The organism is Actinoplanes sp. NPDC020271 (genome assembly GCF_044388125.1).
Taxonomy (GTDB): domain Bacteria; phylum Actinomycetota; class Actinomycetes; order Mycobacteriales; family Micromonosporaceae; genus Actinoplanes.
In genome coordinates, this window is record NZ_JBIRWQ010000001.1 from 329,967 (window position 1) to 354,626 (window position 24,660).

At 72.1% G+C, this 24,660-nt stretch carries 18 protein-coding genes; 4 read left to right on the top strand and 14 right to left on the bottom strand.

All coding sequences use genetic code 11. From position 1 onward, the window contains the following. Nucleotides 1–358 precede the first annotated feature (358 nt). Together ACH442_RS01445 and gltB are read right to left on the bottom strand one after the other, a co-directional pair. Entirely contained in the window at nt 359–1,828 is a 1,470-nt protein-coding gene (locus tag ACH442_RS01445; protein ID WP_396120575.1) for a glutamate synthase subunit beta, read from the bottom strand. After that, a complete protein-coding gene (gene gltB, locus ACH442_RS01450; protein WP_396120576.1) occupies nt 1,821–6,374 on the bottom strand; it encodes a glutamate synthase large subunit in 4,554 nt (1,517 codons plus the stop codon). Before gltB ends, ACH442_RS01445 begins: the two co-directional genes overlap by 8 nt. Nucleotides 6,375–6,565: 191 nt before the next feature. Between gltB and ACH442_RS01455 the strand changes: the two genes are divergently transcribed. After that, nucleotides 6,566–7,444 carry a GNAT family N-acetyltransferase gene (locus ACH442_RS01455; RefSeq protein WP_396120577.1) on the top strand — a complete coding sequence of 293 codons (879 nt, stop codon included), beginning with the start codon at nt 6,566–6,568 and terminating at the stop codon, nt 7,442–7,444. 405 nt (nt 7,445–7,849) lie between these two features. On the opposite strand, the gene ACH442_RS01460 is transcribed toward ACH442_RS01455, so the two are convergent. The 6 genes from ACH442_RS01460 to trpC are packed head-to-tail and all read right to left on the bottom strand — an operon-like array spanning nt 7,850 to nt 13,728. Continuing rightward, nucleotides 7,850–9,040: an FAD-dependent oxidoreductase gene (locus ACH442_RS01460; RefSeq protein ID WP_396120578.1), complete on the bottom strand. Its 1,191-nt coding sequence runs from the start codon at nt 9,038–9,040 to the stop codon at nt 7,850–7,852. A 7-nt stretch (nt 9,041–9,047) separates the two neighbouring features. Further along, nucleotides 9,048–10,109, bottom strand: a complete 1,062-nt coding sequence (lgt, locus tag ACH442_RS01465) for a prolipoprotein diacylglyceryl transferase (RefSeq protein WP_396120579.1) — start codon at nt 10,107–10,109, stop codon at nt 9,048–9,050. A 55-nt stretch (nt 10,110–10,164) separates the two neighbouring features. Further along, entirely contained in the window at nt 10,165–10,782 is a 618-nt protein-coding gene (locus ACH442_RS01470; RefSeq protein ID WP_396120580.1) for a pyridoxal 5'-phosphate synthase, read from the bottom strand. A gap of 35 nt (nt 10,783–10,817) precedes the next feature. Then, on the bottom strand, nt 10,818–11,624 hold the full coding sequence (gene trpA, locus ACH442_RS01475) for a tryptophan synthase subunit alpha (RefSeq protein WP_396120581.1): 807 nt from the start codon (nt 11,622–11,624) through the stop codon (nt 10,818–10,820). Nucleotides 11,625–11,653: 29 nt separating this feature from the next. Further along, nucleotides 11,654–12,889, bottom strand: a complete 1,236-nt coding sequence (gene trpB, locus ACH442_RS01480) for a tryptophan synthase subunit beta (RefSeq protein WP_396120582.1) — start codon at nt 12,887–12,889, stop codon at nt 11,654–11,656. Next, the gene (trpC, locus tag ACH442_RS01485) at nt 12,886–13,728 is read right to left on the bottom strand and encodes an indole-3-glycerol phosphate synthase TrpC (protein WP_396120583.1); all 843 of its coding nucleotides are present in this window, start codon (nt 13,726–13,728) and stop codon (nt 12,886–12,888) included. The genes trpB and trpC overlap by 4 nt, the downstream gene beginning before the upstream one ends. A 319-nt stretch (nt 13,729–14,047) precedes the next feature. Between trpC and ACH442_RS01490 the strand changes: the two genes are divergently transcribed. Then, nucleotides 14,048–14,335: a hypothetical protein gene (locus tag ACH442_RS01490; RefSeq protein WP_396120584.1), complete on the top strand. Its 288-nt coding sequence runs from the start codon at nt 14,048–14,050 to the stop codon at nt 14,333–14,335. A gap of 16 nt (nt 14,336–14,351) precedes the next feature. Here the strand turns inward: ACH442_RS01490 and ACH442_RS01495 are convergent, their stop codons facing one another. The 3 genes from ACH442_RS01495 to hisI are packed head-to-tail and all read right to left on the bottom strand — an operon-like array spanning nt 14,352 to nt 16,785. After that, a complete protein-coding gene (locus tag ACH442_RS01495) occupies nt 14,352–14,906 on the bottom strand; it encodes a Trp biosynthesis-associated membrane protein (RefSeq protein ID WP_396120585.1) in 555 nt (184 codons plus the stop codon). Further along, nucleotides 14,903–16,408, bottom strand: a complete 1,506-nt coding sequence (locus ACH442_RS01500) for an anthranilate synthase component I (RefSeq protein WP_396120586.1) — start codon at nt 16,406–16,408, stop codon at nt 14,903–14,905. Before ACH442_RS01500 ends, ACH442_RS01495 begins: the two co-directional genes overlap by 4 nt. Continuing rightward, the gene (gene hisI, locus ACH442_RS01505; protein WP_396120587.1) at nt 16,405–16,785 is read right to left on the bottom strand and encodes a phosphoribosyl-AMP cyclohydrolase; all 381 of its coding nucleotides are present in this window, start codon (nt 16,783–16,785) and stop codon (nt 16,405–16,407) included. The genes ACH442_RS01500 and hisI overlap by 4 nt, the downstream gene beginning before the upstream one ends. A 326-nt stretch (nt 16,786–17,111) precedes the next feature. Here hisI and ACH442_RS01510 point away from each other — a divergent pair, with 326 nt between their 5' ends. After that, the gene (locus ACH442_RS01510) at nt 17,112–18,992 is read left to right on the top strand and encodes a hypothetical protein (RefSeq protein ID WP_396120588.1); all 1,881 of its coding nucleotides are present in this window, start codon (nt 17,112–17,114) and stop codon (nt 18,990–18,992) included. 434 nt (nt 18,993–19,426) lie between these two features. Here the strand turns inward: ACH442_RS01510 and ACH442_RS01515 are convergent, their stop codons facing one another. After that, nucleotides 19,427–20,152, bottom strand: a complete 726-nt coding sequence (locus ACH442_RS01515; RefSeq protein WP_396120589.1) for a DUF2470 domain-containing protein — start codon at nt 20,150–20,152, stop codon at nt 19,427–19,429. Between the two features lie 70 nt (nt 20,153–20,222). Between ACH442_RS01515 and rpsD the strand changes: the two genes are divergently transcribed. After that, entirely contained in the window at nt 20,223–20,831 is a 609-nt protein-coding gene (rpsD, locus tag ACH442_RS01520; RefSeq protein ID WP_396120590.1) for a 30S ribosomal protein S4, read from the top strand. Between the two features lie 212 nt (nt 20,832–21,043). Here rpsD and ACH442_RS01525 read toward each other — a convergent pair whose 3' ends face one another. Further along, nucleotides 21,044–22,804 (bottom strand): ABC transporter ATP-binding protein, encoded by a 1,761-nt coding sequence (locus tag ACH442_RS01525; protein WP_396120591.1) that lies wholly within the window; start codon nt 22,802–22,804, stop codon nt 21,044–21,046. Further along, on the bottom strand, nt 22,797–24,575 hold the full coding sequence (locus ACH442_RS01530) for an ABC transporter ATP-binding protein (protein ID WP_396120592.1): 1,779 nt from the start codon (nt 24,573–24,575) through the stop codon (nt 22,797–22,799). Before ACH442_RS01530 ends, ACH442_RS01525 begins: the two co-directional genes overlap by 8 nt. Nucleotides 24,576–24,660 lie beyond the last annotated feature (85 nt).

Here is a 24,660-nt window from a genome sequence, read left to right on the forward strand (position 1 = left end):
GGCGGCCGACCCCCGTCCTCGGCATGAACTGCGGGTGTCGACGGCGAGGTCAACCCGGGAAGTCACGGGTTCGCTGCGTCGTCCGCGGGCTTCAGCGACCGCCGGGTCAGCTTAACGGTCCCGCCTGGGCGCCCGTCAGCACATGCCACAACCCTGCTCGAGCAGCACAAACAGAACCCCTCACCCGATCGGGTGAGGGGTTCTGGTGTCAATCGAGAGCACCACGCATTTCGCCCGTCGATGACCGGAGTGCCGAAAAACAACCAGCGAAGCGCAGCTGTTTTCCGGTGCTCCGGTCATCGACCTCAAGGGGCGAAATGCCCGCCGAGCGGAGCGAGGCCATTACACAGCGAGGCCATTACACAGCGAGGGGCTGCTGGTCGGAACGGACGGGTGCGGGCAGTTCGCCCGCGGCGCCGAGGTAGTCGTGGATCGCGGCCGCGGCGGACCGGCCCTCGGCAATCGCCCACACGATCAGGGACGCGCCCTTGTGCATGTCACCGGCCACGAACACGCCTTCGGAGGACGTCTGCCAGTCACTGTCCGCGTCCAGGACGTTCCGCCGGTTGCGGGTCAGCCCGAACTGCGACAGCAGCGGCTGGTCCTCGGTGCCCTCGAAGCCGATCGCCAGCAGCACCAGGTCGGCGCGCAGCTCGCGCTCCGAACCGGGCACGACGGTGACCGTCCGGACGCCGTCGACCCGCTGCACCGTCACGTCGGCGAGCCGGATCGCGACCAGGTTGCCCTCGCCGTCACCGACGAACTCCTGCACGGCCACGCCGAAGACGCGGTCGCCGCCCTCCTCGTGCGCGGCGTAGTTGCGCAGGATCATCGGCCAGGTCGGCCACGGGTCCTTGATGCCGGTCCGGGCCTCGGGCGGCAGCGGGTACTGGTCGAGCTGGGTCACCGAGGCGGCGCCCTGGCGGTGCGCGACGCCGAGGCAGTCGGCCCCGGTGTCGCCGCCGCCGATGATGATCACGTGCTTGCCCTTGGCGTCGATCGGCGTGCTGTCCTGCAGGCCGGCGACGATCCGGTTGGCCGGGACCAGGTGGTCCATCGCCAGGTGCACGCCCTTCAGGTGGCGGCCCGGGGTCTCCGGCGTGTCCCGGCCGGCCAGCGCACCGGCGGCCAGCAGCACCGCGTCGAACCGCTCGCGCAGGTCGTCGGCGGTGATGTCGACGCCCACGTTCACGCCGGTCTGGAACTCGACACCCTCGGCCGACATCTGCGCTAGCCGCTCGTCGATGACGTGCTTCTCGATCTTGAAGTCGGGGATGCCGTACCGCAGCAGGCCCCCGATCCGGTCGTCGCGCTCGTAGACCGTGACCGCGTGACCGGCCCGGGCCAGCTGCTGGGCCGCGGCCAGACCGGCCGGGCCGGAACCGATCACCGCGACCGACTTGCCCGAGGCGACCGGCGCCGGCTGCGGGACCAGGCCCCGCTCGAACGCGTGGTTCGCGATCTCCACCTCGACCTGCTTGATCGTCACCGGGTCGTCCCCGATGCCGAGCACGCAGGCCGCCTCGCACGGCGCCGGGCAGAGCCGCCCGGTGAACTCCGGGAAGTTGTTGGTGGCGTGCAGCGACTCGATCGCCGACTCCCAGTTCCCGGTCCGGACCAGGTCGTTCCAGTCCGGGATCCGGTTGCCGAGCGGGCAGCCGTCGTGGCAGAACGGGACACCGCAGTCCATGCACCGGGTGGCCTGGTCACGGATGAGTTCCTCGCCCGCGGGCGGGTAGACCTCACGCCAGTCCATCAGGCGCAGCGGGACCGGCCGCCGCTCGGGCAGCTGCCGCTCGTACCGGAGGAAACCGTTCGGATCAGGCACTGGTGACCCCCATGACCGCCTCGTCCACGTTGCGACCGGCGGCTTCGGCGGTCCTGATCAGCTCCATCACACGCTTGTAGTCGCGCGGCACCACCGCGGTGAACCGCTCGACCGCGGCCGGCCAGTCCTTGAGCAGGCGCTCGGCGACGGCCGAATCGGTCTCCGCGTGGTGCTTCTCGACGAGCGAGCGCAGCGTGTCGCGCTCGGAGTCGGTGAGCGGCGCCAGGTCGACCAGCTCCGGGTTGACCAGGTCCTGGTCGAGGTCGAGCACGAACGCCTTGCCGCCGCTCATGCCGGCCGCGAAGTTGCGCCCGGTCGGGCCGAGCACCACGACCGTGCCACCGGTCATGTACTCGCAGCCGTGGTCGCCCACGCCCTCGACGACGGCCGCGCCACCCGAGTTGCGGACCGCGAAGCGCTCGCCGACCCGCCCGCGCAGGAACAGCTCGCCGGCGGTCGCGCCGTACAGGATGGTGTTGCCGGCGATGGTGTTCTCCTCCGCCGTGAACGGGGCGTCCTCGGCCGGGCGCACGATGATCCGGCCACCGGAGAGACCCTTGGCGACGTAGTCGTTGGTGTCGCCGATCAGCCGCAGCGTGACACCGCGGGGCAGGAACGCGCCGAACGACTGGCCACCGGTGCCACGCAGGGTGAACTCGATGGTGTCGTCGGGCAGGCCGTTGCCGCCGTACCGCCGGGACACCTCGCCGCCCAGCATCGCGCCGACACTGCGCTGGTCGTTGCGGGTGACCACTTCGGCCCGCACCTTCGTGCCCTTGATCAGGGCCGGCTGGGCCAGCGCGATCAGTTCGTTGTCGAGGGCCTTCTCCAGGCCGTGGTCCTGCGCGACGACGCCGCGACGGGCCGCGCCCTCGGGCAGCTCGGGCACGTAGAGGACCGGCGCCAGATCCAGGCCCTGGGCCTTCCAGTGGTCGATCGCCTCGACCACGTTGAGGATCTCGGCGTGGCCGATCGCCTCCTCGATGCTCCGGAAGCCCAGCTCGGCCAGGATCTCCCGGACCTCCTCGGCCAGGAACAGGAAGAAGTTCTCGACGAACTCGGGCTTGCCGGTGAAGCGCTCGCGCAGCACCGGGTTCTGCGTGGCGATGCCGACCGGGCAGGTGTCCAGGTGGCAGACGCGCATCATGACGCAGCCGGAGACGATCAGCGGCGCGGTCGCGAAGCCGAACTCCTCGGCGCCGAGCAGGGCCGCGATCACCACGTCCCGCCCGGTCTTGAGCTGGCCGTCGACCTGCACGGTGACCCGGTCCCGCAGCTTGTTGAGCAGCAGCGTCTGCTGCGCCTCGGCCAGGCCCAGCTCCCACGGGGTGCCGGCGTGCTTGAGCGAGTTCAGCGGGGACGCGCCGGTGCCGCCGTCGTGGCCGGAGATCAGGATGACGTCGGCCTTCAGCTTGGCCACACCGGCCGCGACCGTGCCCACGCCGATCTCGGAGACCAGCTTGACGTGCACCCGGGAGGCCGGGTTGACCATCTTCAGGTCGTGGACCAGCTGCGCCAGGTCCTCGATCGAGTAGATGTCGTGGTGCGGCGGCGGGGAGATCAGGCCGACGCCCGGGGTGGCGTGCCGGGTCTTGGCGACCCACGGCCACACCTTGTTGCCGGGCAGCTGGCCACCCTCGCCGGGCTTCGCGCCCTGCGCCATCTTGATCTGCAGGTCGTCCGCGTTGACCAGGTATTCACTGGTCACGCCGAACCGGCCGGAGGCGATCTGCTTGATCGCGGAACGGCGCTCCGGGTCGTAGAGGCGCTCGACGTCCTCGCCGCCCTCACCGGTGTTCGACTTGGCGCCGAGCCGGTTCATGGCGATCGCGAGGGTCTCGTGCGACTCGGCCGAGATCGAGCCGTAGCTCATCGCGCCGGTGGAGAACCGCTTGACGATCTCGGCGGCCGGCTCGACCTCGCTGATGTCGATCGACGGCCGGTCGGCCTCGAAGCGGAACAGGCCACGGAGGTGCCCGGCCTGCGCCGACAGCTCGTTGACCTTGCCGGTGTACTTGCGGAAGACGTCGTACTGCTTGCTGCGGGTCGCGTGCTGCAGCAGGAAGACGGTCTCCGGGTTGAACAGGTGGATCTCGCCCTCGCGGCGCCACTGGTACTCGCCGCCGACCTCGAGCCGGCGGTGCGCCCGCTCGGCCGGGTTCGCCGGGTACGCCTTCTCGTGGCGCGCCTTCACCTCGGCGTGGATCTCGGCGAGACCGACGCCGCCGATCCGGCCCGACGTGCCCGCGAAGTACCGCTGGAGCAGCTTGTTGTCCAGGCCGACGGCCTCGAACACCTGCGCGCCGCAGTACGAGGACACCGTCGAGATGCCCATCTTCGACATGATCTTCAGGACGCCCTTGCCGAGCGCCTTGACGTAGTTGCGCACCGCCTTGCGCGGGTCGATGCCGGTCAGCACGCCGGTGGCGATCAGGTCGTCGACCGACTCGAACGCCAGGTACGGGTTGACCGCCGCCGCGCCGAAACCGATCAGTACCGCCGCGTGGTGCACCTCGCGGCAGTCACCGGACTCGACGACCAGCGCCACCTGGGTACGGGTCTGCTCGCGCACCAGGTGCTGGTGGACCGCGGCGGTGAGCAGCAGCGACGGGATCGGCGCCAGGTCCGCGTTGGAGTCGCGGTCGGAGAGCACCAGGATCCGGACGCCGTCCTCGATCGCCTCGGAGACGTGCCGGCAGATCTGGGTCAGACGGGCCTTGATGCCGGCCGCACCGTCGCGCAGCGGGTAGAGCCCGGAGACCCGGACCGCCTTGAAACCGGGCAGGTCGCCGTCGTCGTCGATGGAGAGGAGCTTGGCCAGCTCGTCGTTGTCGATGATCGGGTACGGCATGGCGATCTGACGACAGCTCGCCGGCCCCGGGTCGAGCAGGTTGCCCTCGGGCCCGATCGTCATCGAGAGGCTGGTGACCAGCTCCTCCCGGATGGCGTCCAGCGGCGGGTTGGTGACCTGCGCGAACAGCTGGTGGAAGTAGTCGAAGAGCAGCCGCGGGCGGCTCGACAGCGGGGAGATCGGGGTGTCCGTGCCCATCGAGCCGAGCGGTTCCGCCCCGCTGCGCGCCATCGGGCCGACCAGGATCTTCAGCTCCTCCTCGGAGTAGCCGAAGACCTGCTGCCGGCGCAGCACCGAGTCGTGTGTGTAGATCACGTGCTCGCGCGGGGGCAGGTCGGCGAGCTCGATCAGGCCGGCGTGCAGCCACTCCGCGTACGGCTGGGCGGCGGCCAGCTCGGCCTTGATCTCCGCGTCGTGGGCGATCCGCCCGGCCGCGGTGTCGACCAGGAACATCTTGCCGGGCTGCAGGCGGCCCTTGGCGACCACGTCGGCCGGGTCGAGGTCGATCACGCCGGCCTCGGAGCCGAGCACGACCAGCCCGTCCTTCGTGTGCCACCAGCGGCCCGGGCGCAGGCCGTTGCGGTCGAGGACCGCGCCGATCTGGGTGCCGTCGGTGAACGCGACCGCGGCGGGACCGTCCCACGGCTCCATCAGGCTGGCGTGGAAGCGGTAGAAGGCACGACGCGCCGGGTCCATGCCCGGGTCGTTCTCCCACGCCTCGGGGATCATCATCAGCACGGCGTGCGGCAGGCTGCGGCCGGACAGGTGCAGCAGCTCCAGCACCTCGTCGAAGCTGGCCGAGTCGGACGCCTCCGGCGAGTTGATCGGGAAGAGCCGCTTGATGTTGCCGGGCAGGTTCTTCGTGGCCAGCAGCGCCTCGCGGGCGGCCATCCAGTTCTTGTTGCCACGGATGGTGTTGATCTCGCCGTTGTGGGCGATCAGCCGGTACGGGTGAGCCAGCGGCCACGACGGGAACGTGTTCGTCGAGAAGCGGGAGTGCACCAGCGCGATCGCCGACGAGACGCGCTCGTCGGACAGCTCCGGGAAGAACTCCGGCAGCTGCTCGGGCGTGAGCATGCCCTTGTACGTGATGGTCCGCGCGGAGAGCGAGGGGAAGTAGGCCGGGACGCCCCGCTGGGACGTCTCCCGCTCCGCCTGCTTGCGGATGCAGAACGCCACCCGGTCCAGCTCGATGCCGGCCAGCGGCTCACCGGCCTTGCCGGCGGGCGAGTCGACGAGCCGGTGCGCGGCGATGAAGACCTGGCGGATCGCCGGGCGCGCGTCCTCGGCGGTCGCGCCGAGACCGGCCGGGTTCACCGGGACGTCGCGCCAGCCGAGCAGGTCGCCGCCCTCGACGAGCGCGTACTTCTCGAAGACCTTGATCGCGCGGGCGGCCTCGGCGGGGTCGGTCGGCAGGAACACCAGACCGGTCGCGTAACGGCCCGCCTCGGGCAGGTCGAAATCAGTCACCGCGCGGTAGTACTCGTCCGGGATCTGGATCATGATCCCGGCACCGTCGCCGGTGTTCTGCTCGGCGCCACGGGCGCCCCGGTGGTCCAGGCGGATGAGCGCCGACAGGCCCTTGGCCACCACGTCGTGGCTTCGACGGCCATGAATGTCAGCAACAAAGGCCACGCCGCAGGCGTCACGCTCGAACGCCGGGTCGTACAACCCCTGGGGATGCGGATATGCCACCGGGCCTCCTGTCGTCTCTGGTGTTTCAGATCAAGGTCGGGACGACGTCGGCCCTGCAAAGTCTCTTGAGTCTACGTTAAGAGACACTGATCTCCGCCAGGTACGGATTGATCACACCTGGCCCCGCGAACACGGGTTCGTGTGGACGAACTGAATAGCACAGCCGTACCGGGGACCGGTAGTCTCGCGCGATGGCACGAGCGGATTCTGACCACTTCGACCGGCTCGAACAGTTCTACGACGCTTTGCCCCGGCCCTGGGCCCGGATCGAGGAGATCGGTTCCCTGGTGCTCTTCGTCCGCGAGGGCGAGGGCTGGCCCTACTATGCACGACCCCGCATAGGTTCGCCCACCCCGTCCGCGGCCGACCTGATCACGTGCCGGGCGCGGCAGCGCGAGCTGGGCGTGCCGGAGGCGTTCGAGTGGGTCCACGAGACCACGCCGGACCTGCTCGCGGTGGCCCGCTCGGCCGGCCTCGACGTGCTGCTCGCGCCGCTGCTCAGCCTCGATCCACAGGCCCTCGTGCCGGACCTGCCGGTGCCCGGCGCGACGATCCGGCGGCTCGACCCGGCCGCCCCCGGGTTCGCCGCCGACCTGGCCGCCTCGCGGGCCGTGGCGCGGCTCGCGTTCGCCGCCCCGGCCTACCGCTCACCCCTCGAAGTGGCCGAGAAAACGCTGGTCATCGAGGGTTCCGGGCCGTCCGAGCGGGACGCCGCGGCGGAGCACCCGATGACCGCCGAGGCGGCCGCGAGCATCGGCCGGATGCTGGACGGCGGTGACTACGAGACCGTCGTCGTCGAGTCGCCGGAGGAAGGCATCGTCGCCACCGGCACCAGCCAGCGCGTCGGCGACGTGGCCGAGATCGCCGGGGTGGCGACCCTCCCGTCGGCGCGCGGGCGCGGCTACGCCTCGCAGCTCACCGCGTCGCTCGCCCGTGGCCTGCTGGCCCGCGGCGCGCACCTGATCTTCCTGTCGGCCGGCGACGACGACGTGGCCCGCCTCTACACCAAGGTCGGCTTCCGCCGGATCGGCACCGCCTGCATCGCCGGGCCGGCCGCCCTCCCGTTGTGACGCGAGGTCCCGCGACTCGCTCACACTTCCCATCATGTGGTACGTCGTAAGCACCGTGCCCGGTTCTGCCCGTTACCGAGACCGCGCGTGGGCGGTTCCGCCCGAGCACCCGGGCGCGGCACTCCCCCGGTATCCAGCGGGTGAACCAGCCGTGAAGAACCCCACCCGTCCCAAGATCCGGTCACACCCCGAAACCCCGCGAGGTCCGCGGGGGCGAGCCGGCCGCGCGCGTCACCGTTCCGGCTGGCCCTCACCGTGGTCACCAGGCACCGACGACCACGGTGAGAACCAGCCGGAACCTGCGACCGCGTCGCGGGCTCAGCCCCGGGCGACCTCGCGCCCGCACGCAACCGGGTCGTGCCGCCCGGGAACGGGCGGCTCACCGACGTACCCCCGCAAGGGTTTTCAATCGGGTGGGGACCAGTCGGAGACCGGGTCGAGGCTGCGGCCGAGGATCCGCGGGCGCATGTGGTTGAGCGCCGCGTCGCGGGCGCGGAGGGCGAGCCGGCCGCGGGCCTGGACCACCGCGGACATCCGCCGGTTCTGCCGGACGACCGTGGCCGTGCGCGGCTGGCGCAACCGGGTGTAACCCTCGATCGCCCGGGTCAGGTCGTCACCGGGTTCGGCGCCGGCGACCAGCGAGCGCAGCGTCGCCGCGTCCTCGAAGGCGAGGCACGCGCCCTGCCCGAGGTGGTGCGGCATGGCGTGCGCGGCGTCGCCGACGAGCACGACACCGCCGGGGCCGGAGGGGAACGTGTACGTCCGCGGCAGCGGCCGCAGCTCGCGCACGCCCTGCGGGACGAGTTCCTCGGGGCGGGTCAGCGACAGCAGTTCACCGACCGGCTCGTGCCAGCCCGCGAACCAGCGTTGGAGCAGCGCGAGCTGGGTGGCGGCGGGTTCGGGGCGGGGCGCGCCGGCCGCGGTCGCGACCCAGTAGATGCCGCCTTTGCCGGCGGCGTGCGCGCCGAGCGGGATGGCGACGAAGCGGTAGCCCGCGCCGAGCGTCTCCCCACCGAGTTCCTGCCCCGCGGCGAGCCGCGGGACCCGGTAGCCGGGGATGACGGCCTGCCACGCGGCGAACCCGGAACCGACCGCGACCGCCTCGGGGGCCAGCGCCGCCCGGACCCGGCTGTCGATGCCGTCCGCGGCGACCAGCAGGTCGGCCTCGATCAGGCTGCGGCCGTCGCCGACCGCGGGGCGTTCCCGGCGGCCGGTGCGGACCGTGGTCACCTCGAAGCCGGTGCGGATCTCGGTGTCGCCGAGGCCCGCGACCAGTGCGTCGTAGAGGTCTTCGAGGTGGGCGACGGCCGGGGCCGGCCCGGAAGCGCCGGCGCGGGAGCGGGGCGGGACGAGCCACTGCCCGTCGGGGCGGCGCACCCCGCCGTCGGGCAGGAGGGACGTGCTGGCCGACCAGGCGCCGTCGGGGTCGAGTGACTCCAGCGCGCGACGGCCGTTGGGCCAGAGGACGACCGCGGTGGGTGGGGCGGCGATCCGCTCGGCGCGCTCCAGGAGCGTCACCCGCCACCCGGTGCGGGCCAGCGCGCCGGCCGTGGCCAGACCGGCCATTCCCGCGCCCACCACCACGGCCGTACGCATGCCGGACTCAGCGATCGCCGGCGGAGTTGTCAGCAGACTCGCTCGTCACCGGCTCGGCCGCGACCTCGGCCTCGCCGGCTTCGGTGGTGACCGTGCCGGTCTTCTGGTACTCGAGGAACTCCTCCTCGGTGACCACCCGGTACGACGTCGGCACCGTCGACGTCGTGGTCCCGGCCTCGACGTCGACCGCGGACACGTCCGACCCCTCGGCGACCGGCTCGGCCACGTCGGCGGGGATCACGTAGTCCCGCGGGCCGCGCTTGACCACGAAGTAGATCGCCGCGCCGAGGAACACCACGATCGAGACGAACACGTTGACCCGGATGCCGAAGAAGTGGTTGGCCTCGTCGGTGCGCAGCATCTCGATCCAGCAACGGCCGGCCGTGTACGCCATCACGTACAGCGCGAACGCCCGGCCCTTGCCGAACTTGAACCGGCGGTCGAGCAGCCAGACCAGGCCACCGACGCCGACGTCCCAGATCGCCTCGTAGAGGAAGGTGGGGTGGTAGAGGTCGGGCAGGGTCAGCGGCTCACCGTCGACGGTCGTGGCGTGGCCGGGGTTGCCGGTGTCCATCGTGTGCACCTGCAGACCCCAGGGCAGCGTGGTGACCTTGCCGTAGAGCTCGTTGTTGAACCAGTTGCCGAACCGGCCGATGGCCTGCGCGATCGGCAGCGCCGGGGCGAGCGAGTCGGCGAAGATGCTCAGCGGCAGGCCCATCTGCCGGGCGGCGATCCACGCGCCGAGCGCGCCACCGGCCACGGCACCCCAGATGCCGAGGCCGCCCTCCCAGATGTACAGCGCCTTGACCGGGTCGCCCCCGGAGCCGAAGTAGTCCTGCGGGGAGGTGATCAGGTGGTAGATCCGGGCGCCGACGATGCCGAACGGCACCGCCCAGACCACCAGGTCCAGCGACGCCCAGGGCGCCACCCCGCGGTGACGCAGCCGCTGCTCCATGAGCAGGGTGGCGACGACCATGCCGGCGATGATGCAGAGCGCGTAGGCCCGGATCGGGAGCGGGCCCAGGTGCCACACCGACGTGGTGGGACTGGGGATGAGGGCGTAGTTCACGGGTGCACACGCTACCGTCGCCGGGCCACCACGCAATGCCCAGGGAGGTCCCGATTCAGGGCCAGAGGAGTTCTTTCACCCAGGATTCAGCGGAACGCCGGTAACGCAGCCGCGGATGCCGCCGGGAAGCCGGTTCGCCCTGCCAGAACTCGACGGCGGTGGGCACGACGGCATAGACCGCATGGCTGTCCGGGACGAAGTCAGGGTCCTCGGCGAGCAGCCGATCGGCTTCCTGCAGCGCGAGCGTGATATCCGACTTCTCGGCTATGACATCACTTTGCACGCTACTGAGGGACGCCGTCCGGGACACCGGCGAGCGAGACAGGAAATCCTCGGCCGAGGCGGCCAGACCAAGATCAAAGACTTTCCCGCGTACGCGGACCTGCCGCCCCTGCTCGGGCCAGTAGAACCCGAGCGCGGCGCTGGGGCACGCCGTCAGCTGGCGGCCCTTGGCGCTGCGGCGGTCGGTCGCGAAATGCCACCCCCGGTCGTCGACGTCACGGAGCAGCAGAACACGTACGTCAGGAAGCCCTTGCTCGTCGACCGTGGCCAGGTTCATCGCGTGCGGCTCGCGCACGCCCGCCCCGACCGCCTCGCCGAACCAGCGCAGGAACAGCTCGCGCGGCTCGGCCGGGGTCCGGTCGGGGTCGAACCGGGCCAGCTCGCCGGTCATGGCCGGGAGGGTACGTAACAACCAGCTGATACTCATCAGCGGCGGCGCACACCCTCCGCCAGCTCGGAACTGAGCGAGCGCAGGCCGGTCAGGCCGGTGGCCCGGTCGGGGGCCTCCAGCACGCAGCGGATCAGCGCACTGCCGACGATCACCCCGTCGGCGAACGCGGCCACCTCGGCGGCCTGGTCGCCGTTGCCGACGCCGAGCCCGACGCCGATCGGCATCTCCGGGTCGGCGGCCCGGATGCGGGCGACCAGCTCGGGCGCCTGGGAGGAGACCGAGGTGCGAGCGCCGGTGACGCCCATCAGCGCGGTGGCGTAGACGAAGCCCCGGCAGTTCTCCAGGGTCATCGCGATGCGCTCGTCGGTCGAGCTCGGCGCGACCAGGAACGTCCGGTCGATCCTGTGCCTGTCCGACGCGGCGATCCACTCGCCGGCCTCGTCCGGGATGAGGTCGGGCGTGATCAGCCCGGTGGCCCCGGCGGCGGCGAGGTCACGGGCGAACGCGTCCACGCCGTACCTCTCGACGGGGTTCCAGTAGGTCATCAGGACGACCGTGGCGCCGGCCGACGCCACCGCCTCGATGATCTTCAGGGTGTCCCGGGTCCGGACGCCGTTCGCCAGCGCGATGTCACTGGCCTTCTGGATCACCGGGCCGTCCATCACCGGGTCCGAGTACGGCAGCTCGACCTCGATCACGTCGCAGCCGGCCTCGTGCATCGCGATCATCGACTCGATGCTGCGCTCGACCGTCGGGAAACCGGCCGGCATGCAGCCGATCAGCACCGCGCGGTTCTCGCTCTTCGCCTTGGCGAACGTGTCCGCTATTCCACGATTGTGCATTCTGTTTTCCGCCGCGGGGCCAGCAGGGCTCACGTGTTCTCCCCGGGGACTACCGCCTCGACCGGGTCGAGGATGCCGAAGTACGCGCCCGCGGTGTGCACGTCCTTGTCACCACGGCCGGACAGGTTGATCACGATGGTCGGGGTGCGGCCCAGCTCCTCGCGCAGCCGCGGGGCGATCTTCGCGGCGCCCGCGAGAGCGTGCGAGCTCTCGATCGCCGGGATGATCCCCTCGGTCCGGCAGAGCAGCTGGAACGCCGCCATCGCCTCGTCGTCGGTGACCGGCTCGTACGTGGCCCGGCCGCTGTCGTGCAGCCAGGCGTGCTCCGGTCCGACACCCGGGTAGTCCAGGCCGGCCGAGATCGAGTGCGACTCGATGGTCTGCCCGTCCTCGTCCTGCAGCAGGTAGGTCCGGTTGCCGTGCAGCACGCCGATCGAGCCACCGGTGATCGACGCCGCGTGCCGGCCGGTCTCGACACCGGCGCCACCGGCCTCGAAGCCGTACAGCCGCACGCCGGAGTCGGGGACGAACGCGTGGAAGATGCCGATCGCGTTGGAGCCGCCGCCGACACAGGCCACGACCGCGTCCGGCAGCCGGCCGATCTGGTCCAGCGACTGCTGCCGGGCCTCGACGCCGATGCCGCTCACGAAGTCGCGGACGATCTCCGGGAACGGGTGCGGGCCGGCGGCCGTACCGAGCAGGTAGTGGGTGGTCTCGACGGTGGAGACCCAGTCACGCAGCGCCTCGTTCAGCGCGTCCTTCAGGGTCCGCGACCCGTTGGTGACCGGCACGACCGTGGCGCCGAGCATCCGCATCCGGGCCACGTTCAGCGCCTGGCGCTCGGTGTCGGTCTCGCCCATGTAGACCACGCACTCGAGGTCGAGCAGGGCGGCCGCGGTCGCGCTGGCCACGCCGTGCTGGCCGGCCCCGGTCTCGGCGATCACCCGGGGCTTGCCCATCCGCTTGGCCAGCAGGGCCTGGCCGAGCACGTTGCGCACCTTGTGGGCGCCGGTGTGGTTCAGGTCCTCGCGCTTGAGCCAGATGTCGGCGCCGAGCTTGGCCGAGAGCCGCTTGGCCGGGTACAGCAGCGACGGGGTCCCGGCGTAGTTCAGGAGCAGGTCCTGGAACTCTTGGTTGAAGGCGTCATCCTGCTTCGCCGACCGGTAGGCGGCTTCCAGCTCGTCCAGCGCCTTGATCAGCGCCTCGGGAACGAATCGGCCGCCATACTTACCGAAATGGCCGGCCAGATCGGGCAAGACCGTCATCGCACGGGCCTCGGCGTCGCCGGGTGGTTACCGGCGTTGACCAGCTCGGCCACCGCGTCCCGCGGCGACTTCTGGGTCACCAGGCCCTCGCCCACCAGCACCGCGTCGGCACCGGCCGAGGCGTAACGGATCAGGTCGTGCGGGCCGCGGACGCCGGACTCGGCGATCTTCACCACGTTGTTCGGCAGGCCGGGCGCGATGCGCTCGAAAACTGACCGGTCCACCTCGAGGGTCCGCAGGTCACGGGCGTTCACGCCGATGACCTTCGCGTTCGCCTCCAGCGCCCGGTCCGCCTCCTCCTCGTTGTGCACTTCGACGAGGGCGGTCATGCCCAGCGACTCGATCCGCTCCAGGAGGCCGACCAGTGCGTTCTGCTCCAGCGCCGCGACGATCAGCAGCACCAGGTCCGCGCCGTGCGCCCGGGCCTCGTGCACCTGGTAGCTGGAGACCACGAAGTCCTTGCGGAGCACCGGCACCTTGACCGCGGCACGGACCGCGACCAGGTCGTCCAGCGAGCCGCCGAACCACCGGCCCTCGGTGAGCACGCTGATGCACCGGGCGCCGCCGGCCGCATACTCCCCGGCCAGCTCGGCCGGGTCCGGGATGTCGGCGATCGCGCCCTTGGACGGTGACGACCGCTTCACCTCGGCGATCACCGCCACGCCGGGCTTGCGCAGGGCCGCGTAGGCGTCGATCGCCGGAGGCGCGGCCGCGGCGAGTTTCCGCACCTGCTCCAGCGACGTCGCCGCCTGGCGAGCCGCCACGTCCTCGCGCACACCGGCGAGGATCTCCTCGAGTACGTTCTGCGGCCGCGCGGGTCCGCCACGATCGGATGTCACGTAATGACTCCCCTCTCCGGGTGTCTTCGGCCCGATGCTAGGCGTCGCGACCGGTCCCCGGCCTCCCGGGGTATGGCGCGCCTCACGAGTTGGACTGGGGCATAATGCCAGGCTGCCCGCCCCGCATGTCACTTCGCTCACATCGAGCGAATCGCATACGAGCCGCTGTGCTGGGACACCTCCCCCGAACGGCCGACACCACCTTGCGTTGACAGGCGTGTCACGGAGCGGAAATACGACTCCGGCATCCTGTCCCTCAGGCAGACTTGTCGACGGCGCCGACGGTGCCGCCACCCGGACTTTGATGCGGAGTCGCCCCATGGCCACTGACCAGACCCCTCAGACACCCGGATTCGCCGAGGTCTCCCGGAGCCTCGTCGCCATTGCCGCCGAGGTCGTGACCGGCGTGCAGCGGGCGGTGGTGGGGCCCGCCAACATGCGCACCGCGCAGGACAACGCGCGGCTGGCGATCGAGGCCGACCGGGCCCGCGCCGCGGCCCGCGCCGAGACCAGCCGGGCGGTGGCCGCGATCGTCGCCACCAGCCCCCGGCGGACCGTTGCGGCCGGCCGTCGCCGGGCGCGCGCGGTGGCCGCCACAGTTCGCTGACTCTGACAAAAAGACCTCAGGCCGTGGGGTCGTCCCCGCGGTCGAGCGCGTCCCACGCGGCGCGGTTGTCGGCCGGCTCCAGATCGGAGCTCTCCCGGCGTACCACGGCGGGGGCGGGCGTCCGTTCGTACCGCGCGGACATGGCCGCCCAGAGGTGACCGTGCCGCGCGGCAAGAAAGCCGCCGGCCGCGACGGCCGCGCCCCCCACCACACACGCGACCGGCCAGAACGCGGCACCGGCCCCGGCCTCACCGGCGTCCAGGCCGATCCGGGCGATCAGCGCGCCCGCCGCGATCCCCAGCCCGGCCAGCAGCAGCACGCCGCCCAGGACCCGCCGGGCCACTCCCTTGGTGGCGAGCAGCGCCCCGGCCCCGGCCAGCGCGACGACGGCCAGGCCGACCAGCCAGGGCTGCTCGTCGGCGCCGGTGCGCACGGTCGTCAGGTCGGTCAGGCCGGTGCGGTGCTCCACGGTCGACGACCACGTTCGGGTGACGGCGTAAAGGGTCAGGCCGGCCCCGGCGAGACAACCGAGGACCGCCCCCAGGTGCGAACGCCGATGGTTTCCGCTCATCGAGCCGCTCGCAGCGTCTCCGCGGCGGCGATCGCGGCCAGCACGGCCGCCGCCTTGTTCCGCGTCTCCTGCTCCTCGGCGGCCGGGTCGGAATCGGCGACGATGCCGGCGCCCGCGCCGACGTAGGCCACCCCGTCCTTCAGCAGGGCGGTCCGGATCGCGATGGCCATGTCCATGTCGCCGGCGAAGCCGAAGTAGCCGACCGTGCCGCCGTAGAGGCCGCGCCGCGTCGGCTCCAGCGAATCGATGATCTCCATGGCCCGGACCTTGGGCGCCCCGGAGAGCGTCCCGGCCGGGAACGTCGCGGCGAGCGCGTCGAACGCCGTCCGGTCCGCCCGCAGCTTGCCGACCACCGTGGACACGATGTGCATGACGTGGCTGTACCGCTCGATCCGGGCGAACTCCGGCACCTCGACGCTGCCCGGCTCGCAGACCCGGCCCAGGTCGTTGCGGCCCAGGTCGACCAGCATCACGTGCTCCGAACGTTCCTTCGGGTCGGCCAGCAGCTCGGCGGCGAGCGCGGCGTCCTGCTCCGGAGTCGCGCCGCGCCAGCGGGTGCCGGCGATCGGGTGCAGCAACGCCGTCCGGTTCGCGCTGACCTTGAGGTGCGCCTCCGGCGAGGAGCCGACGATGTCGAAGTCGTCGAAGCGGAGCAGGTACATGTACGGACTCGGGTTCGTCGCCCGCAGCACCCGGTAGATGTCCAGCGCGTTCGCGTCGGTGGGCCGCTCGAACCGCTGCGCGACCACGATCTGGAAGCACTCGCCGGCCCGGATCGCCTCCTTCGCCTCCTCGACCGCCTTCTGGTAGTCACCGGGCGCGGTCCGGCTGACCGGCTCGCCCGGTCCCGGCCGTTCCACCGTGGACACCATCGGCGGCGTGGGCCGCGACAGCGCGGTGGTCATCGCGTCCAGCCGGCCGACCGCGTGGTGGTACGCCGCGCGCCGGGCCGCGTCGTCCGCATCCCCGGCCAGCACCGCGTTCGCCACCAGCAGGGCCGAGCCGTCGTGGTGGTCGAGCACGACCAGGTCGGTGGCGAGCATCATGCCCAGCTCGGGCAGCGGCACGTCGACGTCCGCGGTGGACGGCAGCCGCTCGAACCGGCGGACCAGGTCGTAGCTCAGGTAGCCGACCATGCCACCGGTCAGCGGGGGCAGGTCGCCCTCGGCCGGGCCGTCGGCCAGCGCCGCCACCGTCTGCCGCAGCACCTCGACCGGGTCACCGCCGAGCGGCACCCCGGCCGGTGGGGTGCCCAGCCAGGTGGCCTCGCCGTCGCGCTCGATCAGGGTCGCCGCGCTGCGGACGCCGATGAACGAGTACCGCGACCAGGCGATGCCCTGCTCGGCCGACTCCAGCAGGAAGGTGCCGGGGCCACCGGCCAGCTTGGTGTAGACCCCGACCGGGGTCTCCCCGTCGGCGAGAAGTTTGCGGGTGACCGGAACGACCCGCCGCCCGCTTCGGACAAATCCCGCTTCATCCGGAAAGGTCGCCCCGCTGGTCACTGCCCCTCCACGGAAAGCTCGTCGGTGAAAACGGAAAGCTCGTCGGTGAAACAGGTGTGAGTGCCGGTGTGGCAGGCCGCCCCGGTCTGCTCCACGGTCAGCAGCAGCGCGTCCCCGTCACAGTCCAGCGCGACCGTCCGGACCCGCTGGGTGTGACCCGAGGTGGCGCCCTTCACCCAGTACTCCCGGCGGCTGCGGGACCAGTAGGTGGCCTTGCCGGTGGTCAACGTGCGATGCAGCGCCTCCTCGTCCATCCAGGCGAGCATCAGCACCTCACCGGTGCCGTGCTCCTGGACGATCGCGGCGACCAGACCGTCGGGGGTGCGCTTGAGCCGGGCGGCGATCGCCGCGTCCAGCGAAGTCTCTGCATCTGACACGCGACGATTCTCCCGCATCGCCGCGGAACCACGGGGAGGGCCCACGATCCGGTCACAGGGGATGTGCCGGACCGGCCGGGCAGGTACCGTCGGCGGGGCGCCGTTACCTGCCTTGATGCCCCGGCGCTCGCCGCCGGTGTGTCTGCGCAGCTCCAAGCCCCGGTGGCGCGCCTCGCGACGGGAGTGGTTTACCGATGGAGCCGACGTCCAGCCCCGACAGCCCCCGACCCGCGCCCGGACTCGCCCGTTTTTGGCAGGTTCGCCCGGACTCGGAGGCCGAATCGACCTACCTGCCCTCGGCCTACCTGCCACCGGCGGAGGAGTCGATGCGGGAAGCGGAGCCGGAACCGGAACCGGAGATGGTGTCGCTCGGCTCCCGCCGGGGCGCCGAGCCCGCCGAGCTCACCCTGCCGCCGCTCCCGGTCGACCTGCTGACCGGGTCATCCGTGCCGTTCGGCACGCCCCCGGCGTCCCCGGTCGCCTCGGCCCGCGGCCCGCACGGCCCCGGCGACGCCGACGGGTTCCGCAACGATCCGGGCGACCTGCCCGGCAGCGACCCGTTCGGGCTGAACCGGGCGGCCGGCCGCGGCCCCGGCCAGGGCAGAGGTGATCGTGGTAACCGTCCGCCGGCCCGTTCCCGGCACGGCGATTCTGATCACTCGGCCCCCTCGGACCACGAGCGCGAGCCTGGCCAGGACGTAGAGTCCCAGGGGCCCGAGGCCGAGACACCGGGACGGGAGACCTCTTTCGGGGGATTCCGGCTCGGCGGCACCGGGCGGTTCCTCTTCAGCGGCCGGGCCCCCGACGCGCATCCGGGCGTCAACGGGCACGCCGCCGAGGCGGACACTTCGGCCGCGGTGGAGACCGGGGTCGCCGGTCACGGCGACGTCCAGGTCATCGAGCCCGGCGACGCTCAGGTCGCCGAGCCACCGGCCGACGAGGAGTCCACCGGAGCCACCCCGGGGGACGAGCCGGCGGACGCGACGTCGCCGGAGGCCGGCCAGGACCCCGCCGAGGAGGCGGGACCACGCGACGAGAACGGACGTGAAGACATGAACGGACGGGCAGGAGCCCCCGGGTACGCACAGCCCGGCGACGTGCCGGGCCAGGAGGAGGCGCCCGTCGCGGACAGCCCGGCCGAGGAGAACGCGCCCGTCTCGGGCTGGGCGTCGGTCCCGGTGCAGCCGCCGACCTCGGGCGGCCCGGCCGGCCCGGTCTCCGGTGCACCCGTCTCCCCGGGGTACGCGCCGGCGCCGTACCTGGCGACCGACTTCACCCCGGACCACCCGGCCGTCACGCTCGACCACCCGGCCGCGACGCTCGACCATCAGGCCGCCATGCCGGACCTGCCCGAGCCGGTGGCCGACCCGGCCGCCTCGGCCGCACCGGTCTCCCCCGCGCAGCCCCTGGCCCAGGCCCTGCCGGCCCCGACCCCGCCGGCTCCGATCAGCGGCTCGGCCCCGGCCCCTGTCAGTGGTTCGGCTCCGGTCACCGGCTCCGCCCCGGTCAGCGGTTCGGCCGCCGTCCCCGCGCCGGATCTGGCCTACCCGATGCCGCCGATCCCGCAGATCCCGGCCACCCGGGCGCCGTCCGACCTGCCGGCCGCACCCGACACCGGGTTCGCGTTCGGCTCGCCGGCCACCACCGGTTACAGCCTGGGCCGCTCCGGCGAGGCCTTCGGGGTCGCCTCGGTCACCCCGGCCGGCCCGACCGCGCCGCAGGCCGGTTCGGTCACGCCGCCGCCGCTGGAGTTCCAGCCGTACCCGGAGTCCGGCCTGGCCGGCGTCTCCATCAGCAACCTCCGGCGTGGCCCGCTCGACGAGGAACCGCGCCCGGCCGCCCGCCGCTCGGCCAGCCTGGAGGATGCCGAGCCGGTCCGCCGCCGCGCCGCCGCGGACGACGACCTCTCCGCCGAACCGGCCGCCGAGGGCTCGGTCATCCGTCCCACGGTCTGGGACGAGGACGCCGCCCGGCACTTCCGCGCCGCCTGGCACGAGGTGAAGGCCGAGTTCGTCGACGACCCGGTGAACGCGCTGACCCGCGCCCACGACCTGCTCACCGACGCGGTCAACGAGCTCACCGAGGTCCTCCTGGCCGAACGCGACGACCTCGACCCGCTGCGCGGCACCGACACGCCGGACACGGAGAGCATGCGCATGGCCATGCGCGGCTACCGCGAGTTCCTGGACCGCATCCTCTCCCTGTAACGCGCCGGCGCAACGCAGAAGGCGGGCAGCCCCCGGCACGGGGCTGCCCGCCTTCTTGCTGCCCCACTCACCGCGGCACCGGCGAGCGAGGCCGGCGGGATCCCACCACCCGACGGCGGCAGAAGGTGGGCGGCGGGATCCCGAGCCATTCAAAGATCAAATACTTCATGTCCCCTCTGGCCCGTGGTCCGGGCCGTCGCTCCCGCGGGGACCCTTCCGGTCCTCGCAGGGCCGTGGCCGGCCCAGAACGCGAGGCCCTCCAGGGCGACCTCCGTGGGTGGTCCCGCTCAGAGCAACAAACCCGTCCACGCCGCCCACCGCCGGTGCCGCAGCGGCATTCGCGGCGAGCGCTGTTCGCGCGGGTGCCGCGGCCGGGAGTGGCTGCGGCCTCGCGCGGGTGCCGCGGCCCGGAACGGCTGCGGCCTCGCGCGGGATCAGGCGGCGCAGCGGCGGCAGAGGATGGGGTGGAGCAGGTGGGCGAGGTCGTGGCGGTCCGTCACGGGGCGGGGGAAGGCCAGGCGTGCGCTGCGTGTGCCCATCCGGACGAGGAAGCCGTAGCGGTCCAGCCGGACCACCCGGGGCTCGTCGCCGGGGTGCGCGTGCTGACCGAGCTGCCGGCGCACGTAGTCGCTCATCTCGGTCATGTGGTGGTCGGCCAGATCGGCGATCAGGTCGAACTCGACGGCGCGCAGCGGGTCGGGTGACGCCTCGGCGTAGTCGTCCGGGTCGATCCCGACGAGTTTCTCGTTGCGCTCGAAGCGCACCTCGGCGACGTCCATCCGGTACAGCGCCTGAGTCTCGCCGATGTCGAGCAGGTCCCCGCAGGCGTCGGTGTCGGCGTAGTCCAGTGCCGCGGCCCGTGCCTCGTCGCCGGTGAGGCGGGCGGCCCAGCCGGAGACCCAGACGCGACCGTTCGCCGGGGAGAACGACATCGGCGGCACGTCCCGGATGTCGAGAACGAGCGCGGTGTCGTCGTTGCCCGGCTGTGGCATGAGGGCCGTGGCGAGGGCTCCGTCGGCGGGCACGAGCAGCAGCGGGCGGCCTTGCGCGTCGGTCACGTGCCGGACCGGGAGCGGCCCGGGGTGGCACGCGACGTGGGCGACGGCGGGCAGGTGACCGGCGGCGAGAGTACGCGCGATCTCGGCGGGACTGGGTTGCATGACGAGCACCTCCGGGCACCGGTTAGGCTTACCTAAGTTAGGCAAGGCTAACCGTAACAGGAGATCCGGAGTGAACAACTCGCGACCCAAAGCCAAGCTCTCCCGGGCGCTCGGCATCCCCCTCACCCGCAAGTGCGTGAAGTACTTCGAGCGGCGCCCGTTCCCGCCGGGCGTGCACGGCCGGGGCCGGCGCAAGAGCTCGGACTACCAGGTCCGGCTGCTGGAGAAGCAGCGTCTGCGCCACCAGTACAACATCAGCGAGGTCCAGATGCGGGCCGCGTACGACGCCGCCCATCAGGCCGAGGGCAAGACCGGCGAGAACATGGTCACCCTGCTGGAGCGCCGGCTCGACGCGACCGTGTTCCGCGCCGGCTTCACGCGGACCATCTACCAGGCGCGCCAGCTGGTGGTGCACGGTCACTTCACGGTGGACGGCAAGAAGGTGGACCGGCCGGGCTACAAGCTGAAGCCGGGTCAGGTCATCGAGGTCAAGGAGACGTCCCGGCAGAAGCCGCCGTTCCAGATCGCGGCGACCGGCGCGCACCTCGACGGCCCGACCGCGCCGTACCTGTCGACCGTCCTCGAGGAGCTGCGCACCACCGTGATCCGGGTGCCGCTGCGCACCGAGGTCCCGGTGCTCTGCGACGAGCAGCTCGTCGTCGAGTACTACGCCCGCTGACCCGCTGACCCCGGAAGCCGCACGCCCGCTGACCCGCTGACCGGCTGGCTGACCGGCTGACCGACTGACGCCAGGGGGCCGCCACCCCCGAAGATCGCCGCCGGTGAGACGGCAGGCGATCTTTCGACGCCCGCGGGTTTTGCGGGCGGCGGAAGATCGCTTGCCGTCTCACCGGTTACAAGGCGATCTTCCGCGGAGCGAAGCGGAGCAATCTAGCCCTGCGTCTGTTCCAACCAGCTGGCGTAGAGCTTGGCGTAGACGGAATCCGGCTCCTGGAGGAGCCGGGCGTGCGGGCCGCGTTGCACGACGCGGCCCGCGTCCACCACGATCACCTCGTCCGCGGCCTCCGCGGTGGAGAGCCGGTGGGCGATCGCCACCGTCGTCCGGCCGCGGGTGACCAGGTCCAGCGCGTGCTGCAGCCGCACCTCGGTGGCCGGGTCGACCGCACTGGTCGCCTCGTCGAGCACCAGCAGGTCGGGGTCGGCCACGTAGGCCCGGACCAGCGCGACGAGCTGGCGTTCCCCGACGCTGAGGGCCTCGCCGCGCTCGCCGACCGGGGTGTCCAGCCCCTCGGCCAGCCCGCCCAGCCAGTCGGCGAGCCCGAGCTCGATGAACGCGGTGGTCAACTGCTCGTCGGTGAGCGACGGCTCGGCGAACCGGATGTTCTCCGCGATCGTCGCGTCGAACAGGAAGCCGTCCTGCGGGACCATCACCACCCGCGAGCGCAGTGACGAGAACCGCACCGAGGTCAGCGGCGTCCCGGAGAGCAGCACCTCGCCCCCGGCCGGGTCCATCAGCCGGGTGAGCAGCTTGGCGAACGTCGTCTTCCCGCTGCCGGTCTCCCCCACCACGGCATACTTCCGCCGCGCGGCCAATTCAAGATCCACATCCGCCAGTACGACCGGTCCGCCCGGATAGCGGAACGACACGTCGTCGAATCGCACCGAGAGCGGCCCCTCCGGCAGCGCCACGCCCCGGTCGTCGGGGTCGGCCACGTCCGGCTCGACGTCGAGCACGTCGAGGATGCGCCGCCAGCCGGCCACCGCGTTCTGCGCCTCGTTGAGCATGTCGGTGGCGATCTGCACCGGCTGGATGAAGAGCGTCACCAGGAACAGGAACGCGGTGAGCTGCCCGACGGTCAGGTCGCCGTCGACCCCGAGCAGGACACCGATCACGACCACACCGGCCAGGGCCAGGCCGGCCCCGATCTCGCCGCTGGAGAAACTGGTCACGCTCGTGCGCAGGGCCTTCTGCTGGGCGACCTGCAGATCCTCGATGGACGTGTCGAGCCGCTGCTGGGTCCGGCCCGAGACGCCGTACGCCCGGATGACCGTGGCCCCGACGACACTTTCCGCGATGGCGCCGAGCATCACCCCGGTCCGTTCGCGGGAGGCCTGGTAGACGGCGCGCAGCCGCTTCTGGAACAGCCGGATCACACCGACCGCCGGGCCGAACGCGATCAGCACGACCAGCGCCAGCTGCCAGGAGTAGACGAACATCACGGCGGCCGAGACCAGCAACTGCCCCGAGGCGAGCAGCAGCTGCACGCCGCCGAACTGCAGGAACTGCGAGATCTGGTCGACGTCGCTGGTCACCCGGGACACCATCGAGCCGCGCCGCTCGGACTGCTGGTGCAGCATCGACAGGTCGTGGATGTGCCGGAACGCCCGCGCCCGCAGCGCCGCCAGCGCCGTCTCGCTGACCGTGAACAGCCGGCGGGTCATCAGGTACCCGCAGAGCGTCGAGATCAGCAGCGCGCAGAGCGTGAACAGCACGATCTCGGTGACCACGCCCAGGTCGGGGCCGCCGGCCGCGCGGATGCCGTGGTCGATGCCCTGCTGCACGGCGATCGGCACGGCCACCCGCCCGGCCATCTGCAGCATGGCCAGCACGATCGTCCCGCCCAGCCCGGTCCGCAGCTCCGGCGACAGCGCCAGGCCCCGCCGCACGGTCGCCAGGGTGCCGTCACTCATGGGGCTGCTCCGCCTTCTCGTACGCCGTGACCAGGTCTTGATAGCCCCGGTGGAACGTCATCAGCTCGGCGTGCGTCCCGGTCGCCACCACCCGTCCGCGCTCCAGGTAGACCACCTCGTCGGCGAGCGCGATCGTGGCCCGCCGATACGCCACGACCAGGATCGACGCACCCGCGTCACCCCCGCGCAGCGCACCGAGGATGGCCGCTTCCACCCGCGGGTCGACGGCGCTGGTCGCGTCGTCGAGGACCAGCAGCCGCGGCTTGCCGGCCAGCGCCCGGGCCAGGGTGAGCCGCTGGCGCTGCCCGCCGGAGAGTGAGGTGCCACGCTCGCCGACCGCGGTGTCCAGCCCATCGGGCAGGTTCGCCACGAACCGGTCGGCCTGGGCCAGCGCGACCGCCTCGCGGATCGCGGCATCGTCCACCCCGGGCCGGTCCAGCGCGATGTTGCCGCGGGCGGTGTCGTCGAAGACGAACGGGATCTGCGGGACCAGGGCGGTGGTGCCGGCCAGCGCGGGAAGCGCGAGGTCGGGCAGTTTCACGCCGTCCAGCGCGACGCTGCCCGACTCCGGGTCGACCAGGCGCACGGCGAGCGAGGCGATCGTCGACTTGCCGGAACCGGTCGCTCCCACGAGCGCCACGGTCTTGCCGGCCGGGACGGTGAAACTCACCTCGTGCAGGACCTGCGGGCCGTCGCCGTACCGAAAATCGACCTGCTCGAAGCGCAACTCGGCCGGGCCGGAACCGGTCAGCGCACCCTGGCCGTAGGCGAGATCGCCCTCGGCGCCGAGCACCGCCTGCACCCGATCCCAGCCGGCCACGCTGCGCGGCAGCTCGGCGACGACCCAGCCGATCGCCCGCACCGGGAACGCCAGCACGGTGAACAGGAACGAGACGCTGACCAGCTCGGTCACGCCGATCGCGCCGGTCTCCAGACGCCACGCGCCGAGCAGCAGCACGGCGAGCGTGCCGAGGCTGGGCAGGCTGTCCATCAGCGGGTCGAACAGGCCGCGCAGCCGGCCGACCGAGATCAGTGAGTCGCGCAGCTCGTCGACGAAGACGCCGAAGCGGCGGGACTCGTCGGCCTCCCGGCCCATCGTCTTGACGACCAGGGCGCCGTCGAAGCTCTCGTGCGCGACGGCGCTGACCTTCGCCCGGTTCTGCTGCACCCTGATCTGGCGCGGCGACATGCGGCGCGAGTAGACCAGGTTCAGCCCGAACAGCGCGGGGAACAGCGTGGCGCCGACCAGCGCCAGCACCCAGTCGGTGGCGAAGAGCGAGATCAGCGCGCCGATCAGCATCACCACCGTGCCGACCGCGAACGGCAGCGGGGCGATCGGGCCCCAGGCCGCCTCGACGTCCGAGTTCGCGTTCGACAGCAGGGTGCCGGTGGCGTGCCGCTGGTGCCAGGCCGGCGGCAGCGACAGGTAGCGCCGGGTCACCGCGCTGCGGTAGCGCGCCTGCAGCCGGAACTGCATGTAGCCCGCGCCCAGCCGGCGCCCGAAGATGCTGGCCACGCGCAGGGCACTGATGCCGAGGAACGCCGCGGCGACCAGGCCCAGCTCGCCGGTGCTGACCCGATGCGCGGCGAAGGCGGGCACGACGATGTCGCCGATGACCCAGCCCACCACGTACGAGTTGGCGATGATGAGCAGCCCGAACAGACTGCTGCCGATGGTGCCGACGGTGAAGAGCCGTGGCTCGGTGCGGATCGCGTGGCCGAGCACCCGCAGACCCCGTCCCAGCACGTCGCGGCTGGCTCTGCTGCTCATTTCCTACCTGACTGGTAAGTGTTGACCGGCAATTCCGGCCTTACCGATCCCATCCTGCCGAACGAGCGGTCGCCACCCCCAGTGT

What these genes read in the sequence shown, in the direction of transcription:
- ACH442_RS01455 (WP_396120577.1), top strand. Translation starts at nt 6,566, where the DNA reads ATGGCACGAGCGGATTCTGACCACTTCGACCGGCTCGAACAGTTCTAC.
- ACH442_RS01460 (WP_396120578.1), bottom strand. Translation starts at nt 9,040, where the DNA reads ATGCGTACGGCCGTGGTGGTGGGCGCGGGAATGGCCGGTCTGGCCACG.
- ACH442_RS01470 (WP_396120580.1), bottom strand. Translation starts at nt 10,782, where the DNA reads ATGACCGGCGAGCTGGCCCGGTTCGACCCCGACCGGACCCCGGCCGAG.
- trpA (WP_396120581.1), bottom strand. Translation starts at nt 11,624, where the DNA reads ATGCACAATCGTGGAATAGCGGACACGTTCGCCAAGGCGAAGAGCGAG.
- trpB (WP_396120582.1), bottom strand. Translation starts at nt 12,889, where the DNA reads ATGACGGTCTTGCCCGATCTGGCCGGCCATTTCGGTAAGTATGGCGGC.
- ACH442_RS01490 (WP_396120584.1), top strand. Translation starts at nt 14,048, where the DNA reads ATGGCCACTGACCAGACCCCTCAGACACCCGGATTCGCCGAGGTCTCC.
- ACH442_RS01495 (WP_396120585.1), bottom strand. Translation starts at nt 14,906, where the DNA reads ATGAGCGGAAACCATCGGCGTTCGCACCTGGGGGCGGTCCTCGGTTGT.
- ACH442_RS01510 (WP_396120588.1), top strand. Translation starts at nt 17,112, where the DNA reads ATGCGGGAAGCGGAGCCGGAACCGGAACCGGAGATGGTGTCGCTCGGC.
- ACH442_RS01515 (WP_396120589.1), bottom strand. Translation starts at nt 20,152, where the DNA reads ATGCAACCCAGTCCCGCCGAGATCGCGCGTACTCTCGCCGCCGGTCAC.
- ACH442_RS01525 (WP_396120591.1), bottom strand. Translation starts at nt 22,804, where the DNA reads ATGAGTGACGGCACCCTGGCGACCGTGCGGCGGGGCCTGGCGCTGTCG.
- ACH442_RS01530 (WP_396120592.1), bottom strand. Translation starts at nt 24,575, where the DNA reads ATGAGCAGCAGAGCCAGCCGCGACGTGCTGGGACGGGGTCTGCGGGTG.